9 protein-coding genes are annotated in these 10,699 nt (G+C 46.9%); 8 read left to right on the top strand and 1 reads right to left on the bottom strand.

The window, feature by feature from the left end:
• Positions 1-45: 45 nt before the first annotated feature.
• Positions 46-390, bottom strand: a complete 345-nt coding sequence (gene tnpA, locus ACY2VT_RS05495) for an IS200/IS605 family transposase (RefSeq protein WP_461879181.1) — start codon at positions 388-390, stop codon at positions 46-48.
• Positions 391-470: 80 nt separating this feature from the next.
• Here tnpA and ACY2VT_RS05490 point away from each other — a divergent pair, with 80 nt between their 5' ends.
• From ACY2VT_RS05490 to ACY2VT_RS05455, 8 genes are all read left to right on the top strand, one after another.
• The gene (locus ACY2VT_RS05490; protein ID WP_461874970.1) at positions 471-1,610 is read left to right on the top strand and encodes an RNA-guided endonuclease TnpB family protein; all 1,140 of its coding nucleotides are present in this window, start codon (positions 471-473) and stop codon (positions 1,608-1,610) included.
• A 351-nt stretch (positions 1,611-1,961) separates the two neighbouring features.
• Positions 1,962-2,957, top strand: a complete 996-nt coding sequence (locus ACY2VT_RS05485; RefSeq protein WP_461879180.1) for an asparaginase — start codon at positions 1,962-1,964, stop codon at positions 2,955-2,957.
• A gap of 319 nt (positions 2,958-3,276) precedes the next feature.
• Positions 3,277-6,537: a M14 family metallopeptidase gene (locus ACY2VT_RS05480; protein ID WP_461879179.1), complete on the top strand. Its 3,261-nt coding sequence runs from the start codon at positions 3,277-3,279 to the stop codon at positions 6,535-6,537.
• 96 nt (positions 6,538-6,633) lie between these two features.
• On the top strand, positions 6,634-7,332 hold the full coding sequence (locus tag ACY2VT_RS05475) for a 5-oxoproline transporter, DUF969 family subunit (RefSeq protein ID WP_461879178.1): 699 nt from the start codon (positions 6,634-6,636) through the stop codon (positions 7,330-7,332).
• A gap of 12 nt (positions 7,333-7,344) precedes the next feature.
• A complete protein-coding gene (locus tag ACY2VT_RS05470; RefSeq protein WP_461879177.1) occupies positions 7,345-8,298 on the top strand; it encodes a DUF979 domain-containing protein in 954 nt (317 codons plus the stop codon).
• 123 nt (positions 8,299-8,421) lie between these two features.
• Entirely contained in the window at positions 8,422-9,399 is a 978-nt protein-coding gene (locus tag ACY2VT_RS05465) for a M29 family metallopeptidase (protein ID WP_461879176.1), read from the top strand.
• Between the two features lie 35 nt (positions 9,400-9,434).
• Positions 9,435-10,079 carry a pyroglutamyl-peptidase I gene (gene pcp / locus ACY2VT_RS05460; protein ID WP_349142161.1) on the top strand — a complete coding sequence of 215 codons (645 nt, stop codon included), beginning with the start codon at positions 9,435-9,437 and terminating at the stop codon, positions 10,077-10,079.
• Positions 10,080-10,213: 134 nt separating this feature from the next.
• A complete protein-coding gene (locus ACY2VT_RS05455; protein WP_227093347.1) occupies positions 10,214-10,696 on the top strand; it encodes a LeuD/DmdB family oxidoreductase small subunit in 483 nt (160 codons plus the stop codon).
• The last annotated feature ends 3 nt before the right edge of the window (positions 10,697-10,699 follow it).

Below are 10,699 nucleotides of genomic sequence, written 5' to 3'. Positions count from 1 at the left end.
TTGTTCGTGCCGATGGAAGTATAGATAAAAAAGATTTAGAATCACTTATGCCGTGGTCAAAAGATCTTCCGGCTGAGTGTTACAAGCGCCGCAAATAAGCGGCGCTGTATTTGGCGTGGAGCGAAGGATTTGACCTTTACGTTTAACAACTTTTACAATGTCACATACTCTGTCCGTTGCATCATAGCTCACTAAGAAATGTACATGGTCTTTGTCAGTTTCCATAGCAATAATATTCCAGCTATTAGAATTGCATATATCGAAAATCTTCTGTTTTACATCATCGGCAATAGTGCCTTTCAGTAATTGCCTGCGATATTTTGTAACTAATACTATAGGTACCTTGAGACTATATTTTCGTCTGTTATGACGATTATATCTGTTATCCATAGTTTACCTCTATATATTGATTTTCACTAATAAATATTATATAATGCTATTAGTGAAATATCAATGTAAGGAGTACATTTATGGAACAGATAACCATTACTGCCAAAATACAAATATCCGCTACGGCTGATGATAAAGTTTTACTTAATAAAACCATGTCTGTATATAGTGATGCCTGCAATTATGTTTCAGATTATGTATTCCAGACACATAACCTAAAGCAGTTTTCTTTGAACAAAGCATTATATACGGAACTTCGTGAAAGATTTGGGCTTAAATCTCAAATGGCTCAATCTGTTTTTAAGACTGTCATAGCCAGATACAAAACTGTTCTTGAGAACGAATCCAGGTGGATTAAGCCATCTTTTAAGAAGCCTCAGTATGATCTTGTCTGGAATAGGGATTACTCTCTGACACAGAACTGCTTTTCAGTAAACACCTTGAATAGGCGTGTAAAGCTGCCATATTTTGCTGAAGGTATGTCTAAATATTTTGACCATACAATCTATAAGTTTGGTACTGCCAAGCTTGTAAATAAACATGGTAAGTATTTTTTGCATATACCTGTAACCTATAATATCGAGGAAAGTGATATTTCTGACATCTGTAATGTGGTGGGCATCGACAGGGGTATCAATTTTGTCGTTGCCACCTATGACAGCAAGCACAAGTCTGGTTTTGTCAGTGGAAAAGCTATTAAACAGAAACGTGCCCATTATTCAAAACTTCGTAAAGAACTTCAAATACGTCAGACTCCATCTGCAAGACGAAGAATGAAAGCTATTGGTTCACGAGAAAACCGTTGGATGCAGGATGTAAACCATTGTGTATCAAAGGCACTCGTGAAAAACAATCCAAAGCATACATTATTCGTACTTGAAGACCTGTCAGGCGTTAGAAATGCCACAGAGCGAGTTAAAACAAAAGGCCGCTATGTATCTGTATCGTGGGCGTTCTATGACCTTGAACAGAAACTTATGTATAAAGCGAAACAAAATCAATCTACTGTGATTAAGGTTAATCCTGCTTACACAAGCCAGTGTTGCCCTGGCTGTGGACACATGGAAAAGGCTAACCGCAATAAGAAGATACATCTGTTTAGCTGTAAAAACTGTGGCTATAAATCTAATGATGACCGCATAGGAGCTATGAATCTGTACCGTATGGGAATAAACTATCTTGAAGATAGCCAAGTACCTGGTACAGTTACAGCCGAGTAAACTTTGCTGTAAAGGGTGCTGTCAACCACCCTATGATGTAACGCCACTTTAGGTAGCAATACTTATCGGGTTTAAAGGTCGGAGGTATAAGCCGTTAGTACGACTGGGCAGTTACAAGCCCACCACCTTTAGGTGGTGGGTAGTTGACGATTCATAGGAAGCCTGGCTTTCTGAATGTAAAATTCGTAGATAAAGATTTTCTGTGTCTGAGTTCAGTATAGCAAACGGAATTTTCTGCGTCAATGGAAAGGATTGGTTTCCTGATTTCCAAACTCATCATTTACACCGCCGAAAAAGTCTGCTAAGATAAAGAAAACTTGTTACCAAACGAGAAAGCAGGAGTGATTTACATTGAAAAAGATCTTATTTATCGCAACCGGCGGCACAATCGCTTCGAAGAAGACGGAAAATGGTTTGACTCCGCAGATTACGCCGGAGGAGTTATTGTCTTATATTCCGGAGGTGGAAGGCCTCTGTGAGATTACGGCGGTGAATCCGTTTAATCTGGACAGCTCGAATGTGGTTCCGGAGAACTGGAGCACGCTGGTGAAAGTGGTGAAGGAGCATTACGAGGATTACGACGGTTTCGTCATCGCGCACGGAACGGATACGATGGCGTACACCGCGGCGGCGCTTTCCTATATGATTCAGAATTCGGAAAAGCCGATCGTCATCACCGGAGCACAGCGGCCGATCAATTTGGATATCACGGATGCAAAGACAAACCTGTCCGACAGCTTTTATTACGCCTGTGATGATGCATCCCAGGGTGTACAGATTGTGTTCGACGGAAAAGTCATCGCGGGAACGCGCGCGAAGAAGGTGCGGACGAAGAGCTACAATGCCTTTTCCAGCATCGATTTCCCGTACCTTGCGGTAATACAGGACCGCCGGATTCTGCGGTATCTGCCGATGCTGCCGTATGAAAAGCCGGTTCGTTTTTATGAAAACTTAAGCGATAACGTTTTTCTCTTGAAACTGATCCCGGGAATCAGCCCGGTATTGCTTCCGGCGGTTTTTGAGCACTACGATGCGATCATTGTGGAGAGCTTCGGTGTCGGCGGTATTCCGGCGAGCATCAAGGAGCCGTTTTACGAGCTCTGCCAGAAGTACCCGGAAAAACTCATCATCATGTGTACCCAGGTTTCTCACGAGGGAAGCGATATGACCGTCTATGAAGTCGGCCATGAGATGAAAACCCTGTGCAACATTCTCGAGTCATACGATATGACCCCGGAGGCAGTCGCAACTAAAACCATGTGGCTTCTCGGCAACCGTCCGGATGATCATGAGAGCCGGGAAAAAGCATTCTATAAACCGATCAACTACGATACGGTCTGGAAATAAGAAAAAGAAAGACGCAAAGAGGCTGTCACGGTCCGCAGGAAAGAAATGTTTCTGCTGGCTGTGAACGCCTCTTTTTCTTTTTGAGGAAAAAGAAATTTTCTACAAAATTTTCAGACAGTACGGACGCAAAATTGGTTTTTATTGGAAGAATTGTGCAAATTTCATAGAAAAATCAGAAGCGGGTTGACATCTTTTGAACATTTTAGTAGAATTGAGTTTATGATGCAGTGCGGAAAACGGCGGATTTTGGATGACGAATCCAACCGCTGGTTACAGTTACAACATATGTGTGAACGATAACGATTTCGGAGGTGCATGCATGAAACGGTTAAGGTTTACAGCAGATATGAAAAAAGAACAGAAACGAAACACCGTTGAGGCGGCGCTGCTTCTTGGTTTCCAGGCAGAGACGGCAGTGTTTCCTGTTGCAGCCGCGGATGGAGAAATCCCGGTACCGGAAACAAAAGAAGAATTCCGGAAGCTGTGGAAGAAAACAGCAGATGCAGCCCCGGAGGGGTATGAGGCGGCTTCGGACCACATCGGGCCGGTTTACGACCTGGATTTCCGGGAAAAAACAGGATTGGAAAAAATGTTCCAAAAAGGTCCGTTTTTAAAAGATCAGAATCACGATTTCCTCCCGGATGCACTCGATGTAAAACTGGTGCTTCCAGAGGACGCAAGCGATGCTATGTTTCTTGCAGCGTGTGATCTGGCATACCGTTTCGGGATGGAGACGACAGGATACGAAGGAACCATCCTTGCCGAGGCGGGTTACAAGGGAAATCAGATTATTTTTGAAAAAGCAGATCAGACAGAACTGGTCCTTGGAGAGACAGACGGTGACGGCGTAAAAGTGTATCTGCGCGGAGACGGCGAAGCACTGACCGCATTCACCGCCCGCCTCTGCAATACATTTCCAAAGATCTGCGGTGAGAGAAGCTGGAAAGATCTCCTGATGGACATGGTGGATGATTTTATCCTACGCGGAGAGGACGGCCAGCTTGCCGAACTGAAAGCTTTACAGGAAAAAGAAAGCGGCGCCTATGCGGTTTACGGATCGCCGCGCTGGAGCGAAGAGCAGAAAAAAGAGGCCGGAGATGCAGAAGTTTACAATTACAAATCCGGTCAGAAAATGTACGAGAAAGTATATGAATTCCCGTGGGAGGTCGAAGTATTTGAAGAACTTCTGGAAACGGAAGTCTATCCGAAACTCAAAGAGGGAAGCACCGTAAAAATCACCGGAGCAGTCAGCGAGACCGAGAGCGTGCGCCGGAAGATGTGCGAAGCGATCGATGCAAAAATCCGCGAAGCAGGCGCTGTGCCGGAACAGACAACGATTTACTGTGCCTACAAACAGGGCTATTCCTGGCTGGCAGAAGAGATGCTTCCGCGTCTGAAAGAGGCCGGAGCCGATACGGTTACTGTTTATTTCAAACCGTTTCTCCCGGAAGGCCAGACCGAGTGGAATGATGAAAACGGAGCCATCCCGTCTTACCACAACCTGAGTGCCGAGACGCCGGACAAATGGTACGACCTACCGATCCGTTATCTGCAGGAGCTGTACCCGATCGAGGATCTTCTGGTAAAAGAGCTCGGTATCGAGAGAAAAAATGTCGTATTCAAAGCCTATGAGGGAGAAGATGACATCACATATCTCTGCCAGGGAAGCAAAGAAAACAGCGTCTGCTGTGAGGATGCGTACAAGGCCGCGTGGTCGGAGCGTCCGTATATGAAGGAATACCCGCAGATGGGAAAAGTTCACCCGTCGACTGGTTACATAAAAGTGGAAGTAGATGGAAACACCATCCTTGACCAAAAAGTCCGCACCGATCTGGAAGAAATCTGGGATGTCTATCAGAGCGAAGTCCTTCCGGACTGCCGCCGCTATATCGAGGAAAAAACGGGCGGAACCGTTGCGGAGGAGATGCAGCCGTTCTTCCACGAACTGAGAATGGACATTACGGTAAGCGAACCGGACGAGCCGACAGGTTCCCGTGAGGATCTGATCTCATCGCTTGATGCACTCCATGAGGACATGTATTTTGTGGGCGGTGATTATTTTAAAAATTACGGCATTCAGAAAGCCGGCGTGATGCTGGATGCACCGGGCCTGATTCTGCCGGTGATCCATCAGAAAGAGGGCCGGCCGGTCTTTCGCGTTACGCTGACAGAGCCGTTAAAAGATGCGGCATGCATCACAAAAGACGGAGAGACCGCTGCCGCAGAGAGAAAACGAAGTGAAGTCGAAACCTGGATTTCCGCAGTTTCGTGGGAAAACGGAGAGCTGAATTTCCATATCACAGTGAAAGGCGCAGCAGAGGCTACCGTAAAAGCATACGCAGCGCTGTGGTCGAAAGGTGTTCTTGAAAAATGCAGCTGTGTTCCTGCGGAAACAGCGCTTGTCTTTGAAACAGAAAGCGGCGCATCGTACGCGGCACAGACCCCGGAGCGGGAAGAAAAGCCAAAGGCGAAACGCATCGAGAACATCAACCTGCATGAGCACGAACTGATCGGATACGATACGTATCGGGAGATCATTGAGGAGCTGAAAGAAGTTCCGGGTATCGAGGTCTTCCGGATTGCCGTTTCCTATACGGGCCGCGAGCTCTATGCTGTCTGGCTGAAACCGGAGTACGAGGGATATCTGTCGCTGACGAAGCGTCTGGCGAGAGTGCCGAGCGAGGTGATCAATGCAAGACACCATGCAAACGAGGTTGCCTCAACGAATGCATCATTTATGCTGCTGAAGAAGCTTTTAACAGAGGATGTTTACAAAGAGCTGCCGGATAAGCTGAATCTGATCCTGATCCCGATGGAAAACGTCGACGGCGCAGCGATTCACTACGAGCTGCAGAAGGAGCATCCGACGTGGAAATTCCATGTGGCGCGGTTCAATTCTCTTGGAAAAGAGTTTTACCGTCATTATTTCCAGCAGGATACGATTCACAGCGAAGCGATGGGCATCAGCCGGATTTACGAGAAATATGCACCGGATATGATGGTGGATAACCACGGTGTGCCAAGCCACGAATGGGAGCAGCAGTTTTCTGGTTATACCTCCCCGTCCTACAAAGGTTTCTGGCTTCCGAGATCGCTCTTATATGGTTATTTCTGGTATGTAATGAATCCGGAATACAAAGGAAACTATGATGTGAATAAGGTCATGGAGGATGTGATCGCAGACAAGATTGCAGCGTATCCGGAGATGAAAGCGCTGAACCAGGAGTGGAGTGCACAGTTTGAAAAATATGCCCATGCGTGGATGCCGAAGCTGTTTCCGGCCAATTATTATAAAGAAATGATCAATTACTGGATTCCGTATGAATCGAATCCGGCGCATGGATATTCGTCGATCCGCTATCCGTGGATTACAACCGTCGCTTATACGAGCGAGGTTGCGGATGAAACGGCACAGGGAGAATACCTGAACCTGTGTGCGCGGGCTCATGTGGCGCACGACGAAGTGACAATACAGATGCTCATGGAGGCGCGGAACGTTATGGACTGCCGCTTTACCGAGCAGGATGGAACGATTTTGACCAGCTACATACGAAAGAGACCGATGATTGTCTCTAGGTAACTGGAAGAAATACAGGATACAGGGTTGTGAAAGCACGAGCGTGCGGAGCAGTCTGTATCCAAAAAAACTACATTTTATTTAAGGAGGAGTTTAGGTATGGAACTCATCAAATTACTTGGCGTGTTAATCGTTATCGTCGGATTCGCGCTGAAACTGGATTCAATCCTCATCATTTTCCTGGCGCTGATTACGACAGGGATCGTTGGCGGCCTTGGCGTCGGCGGTCTTCTTGAGACCATCGGAACCAACTTCGTAGCGAACCGAAGCATGGCGATCTTCATGATGATCCTGCTCGTTACTGGTACGCTTGAAAGAAACGGTCTTCGTGAAGCAGCAGCAAACCTGATTAAGAAAGTTAAGAGTGCAACAGCCGGCAAGCTGATCGCTGTATACGGCGTATTAAATGGCCTGTTCGGTGCATTCAACGTAGGATTCGGCGGTGTTGCCGGATTCATCCGTCCGGTTCTTCTTCCGATGGCAGAAGGTGCGATTAAGAACAAAGAAGGTACCGTAAACGAAGAGCACTTAGAAGAAGTCAAAGGACTTGCAGCAGCAATGCAGAACTTCACCTGGTTCTTCTTCCAGGTTCTGTTTGTCGGCGGTGCCGGTGGAATTCTGGTACAGACGACACTTGCCGGTCTTGGCTATGAAGTAAGCCTGATTGACCTTGCGGCAGTTGAAATTCCGGTTGCATTATTCTCACTGGTTGTTTCCTGTGTCTATGTCATTGTAAAAGACAATCGGATTTCGAAAAAATACTATGGAAAATCAGCCGGCAAAAAGGCACAGAAATAGGAGGAACACTAGATGAGCGCATTAAAAGTTATACAGGTTCCAGCCGCATTTAATACGGTCGGATTAAATATTGTATGGATTCTCGTTGGCCTGATTGCAATCTACGCGGGCATTAAAAACCTTCTGGATGAAGAAAATCCGTCCAGAATCGGAACAGCCATTTTCTGGTGTTCGTTCGGTATTGTTACAGCACTTGGCACCTGGCTTCCGGCCAAGGTTTCCGGTGTCCTCGTTATTATTATGTGTCTGCCGCCGATCTTCAAGAAAGTAAAGGTTGGAAAAACAAACGCACCGGAAAAAGCACACACCGAAGCACAGTTTAAGAAGATTGGAATGAAGATTTTCGTTCCGGCATTCTGTGTTGCTGTATTTTCCCTTGTTTTTGCACTGTTCTCCAATATGAGCTCCATGATCGCGATTACACTTGGTGTTCTCGTAGCCATTATCTTCCTGGTTGCATACGACTCGAAAGAGAACAAACCGCAGGTTTTCCTGAAAGATTCCGAGCGTTTCCTTTCCCTTACAGGACCGCTCAGTATGCTGCCGCAGCTGCTTGGCTGCCTGGGCGGTGTCTTTACTGCAGCCGGTGTTGGTGAGGTTATTGCACAGATCGTAGAGAAAGTTGTTCCGAAAGGAAATGTTAATATTGGTATCATCGTTTATGCCGTTGGTATGGTACTGTTCACCATGATCATGGGTAATGCATTTGCAGCCATCACCGTTATGACGGTTGGTATCGGTGCGCCGTTCGTACTGGCATACGGTGCAAATCCGGTAGTCATCGGTATGATCGCACTGACCTGCGGTTACTGCGGAACCTTAATGACTCCGATGGCAGCAAACTTCAATATCGTACCGGTTGCAATCCTGAATATGAAGGACCGCTGGGGCGTAATCAAAAATCAGGTGCTGGTCGGATTAATTATGCTTGTATTCCAGATCTGTTATATGATAGTATTAAAGTAAATCGTCAGGACAGACTAACTAAGGTCACCGTATTTTCCGAAAGGGAAGGGCGGTGGCCTTAACGTCCGTGAAACGGTTGACTAGATATGACAGGAGAAGGAAGAGAAACAAATGACACCGAACATGGAACGGGGGGCCCGGATCATCATCCACGAATGGGTAAGAGTAAAAGCGTGGGATAAAGTACTGATTGTGACATCAAAGGAGCATCAGGCGGAGGCGAAAGCGCTGGAAATGCAGGCGCGGAAAAAAACGCGGTTCGTCAACACACTGATTGTTGAAAATAAAGGACGCCATGTGGGCATCTTTTTCGACGATAACGAGGCGGTCTTTGATCCCTACACTGCGATCATTGCAGCGACCGAGTATTCGCTTGTGACAACAAAAGCAGCGAAGCGTGCGATTCAGAAGCACAAAAAGTTTCTGTCGCTTCCGCTTTCGACGAACGACGGAAGAAGTCTTCTGGAGTTCGATTTCCTTTTGATGGACACGAAAAAGAGCCGCATGATGGCAAAGCTGTTTATGAAGTATCTCCGTTCATCCGGCAAAGTGCATGTGACGACACCGGCAGGAACGGATATGATGTTCTACAAAGAGAACCGCAATCCGGGATTTTTCAACGGCGTATTAAGAGACGGAAAAGGCTATTCGTCCTCAAGTATTGAGGTCTATGTGCCGATCGAGGAGACAAAGACAGAGGGCATTATGGTGCTCGACGGATCGCTGGGATACATCGGACGAGCCGATGAGCCGACGAGAATCATCTTCAAGGGCGGAAGAATCGTCGATATCGAGGAGACACCGACCGGCATCCGCTTAAAGAAGTACATGGAGGAATATTTCGATCCACGGATTTATATCGCAGGAGAGCTTGGCATCGGACTGAATTCGTGCTCGAACTGCCTTGGCAACTGCTACATTGAGGATGAATCCGCTTATGGAACCTTCCATGTGGGACTCGGACGCAACATTGCGCTTGGCGGTGTGCAGAATGCGAAAGGTCATTTTGATCTGGTCTGTCGGGAGCCTGATATTTTTACCGATAACCGTCAGATTATGGACCGGGGAAAGATTATTGCACCCGAGCCTGTGTTATACTAAGAGCCAGAACAAAGAAACAAAAGGAGAAAAAGATCATGAAAGTTTTATTAACAGGATTTGACCCATTTGGAGGAGAGAGCGTAAACCCGGCATTCGAGGCCATCAAACTTCTGCCGGATACCATCGCGGGAGCCGAGATCGTAAAGGTTGAGATCCCAACGGAGTTTACCAGAAGTATTTCGTGTGTGGAGGCTGCCATCAAGGAACACAACCCGGATGTTGTGATCAATGTCGGACAGGCAGGCGGCCGCGCATGTGTAACGGTAGAGAAAGTCGGCATCAACCTTGCGGATGCAAGAATTCCGGACAACGCAGGCGAGCAGCCGGCCGATGAACCGCTCCAGGCAGACGGACCGACGGCATACTTTGCAACCATTCCAGTCAATGCCATGGTTCAGAACGTCCGTGAACACGGTCTTCCGTGCCATGTATCCTTCACCGCAGGCACCTACGTATGCAACTGCGTAATGTACAACGTGCTTCACCTTTGCGCAACAAAATATCCGAATATCCGCGCAGGTTTTATCCATGTACCATTTGCATGTGAGCAGGTAGTGGGAAAAGCAAGTACGATGGCAAGCATGCCGCTGGAAACCATCGCAAAATCTCTGGAGTACTGCATTGAGGCGGTTGTAACCAACAAAGAAGAAGTAAAAGAGGCAATGGGAACGACCCACTAAAGAAGCATTTCAGGCCGTCTTACCGGAAAAAGGTGAGGCGGCCTATATTTTTTGCTTTTTTCCCTTTTGCAAACCATATCTTTTGTGTTACAATAGATTTTGTCAGAATTTTTATGCGAAAGGAACGAAAGAAAATGGAAGAGGGTAAAATTTTTAAATTTCATAATGACCTTGATACAGACCAGATCATCGCGTCCCAGTATCTGCTTCTGCCGAATCTGGATGAGATGAAAGGCCATGCGTTTGAATCGTTAGATCCGGACTTTGCAAAGAAAGTAAAACCGGGAGATTTTGTCGTAGGAGGAGAAAACTTTGGCTGTGGTTCCTCAAGAGAGCAGGCGCCGGGTGTTTTAAAAGCATTGGGTGTGCAGGCAGTTATCGCAAAATCCTTCGCCAGAATCTTTTTCCGCAACGCCATCAACATCGGTCTGCCGGCGATTGTCTGTAAAGACCTGCCGGATGCCGTAGAAGACGGGGACACCATGGTCCTCCATATGTCCGAGGGAACTGCAGAAGTGAACGGAAAAACGTACACCTGCACGAAGCTGCCGGAATATATGCAGAACATACTGAATCAGGGAGGCCTGATTGCCTCTTTGAACCGCGAGGAGGAGTAAGAC

Source organism: Fusicatenibacter sp. (assembly GCF_050872605.1).
In the GTDB taxonomy this organism is placed as follows: Bacteria; Bacillota; Clostridia; order Lachnospirales; family Lachnospiraceae; genus Fusicatenibacter.
Note: the sequence above shows the minus strand (reverse complement) of the source record. Positions and strands in the feature narration are given on the sequence as shown.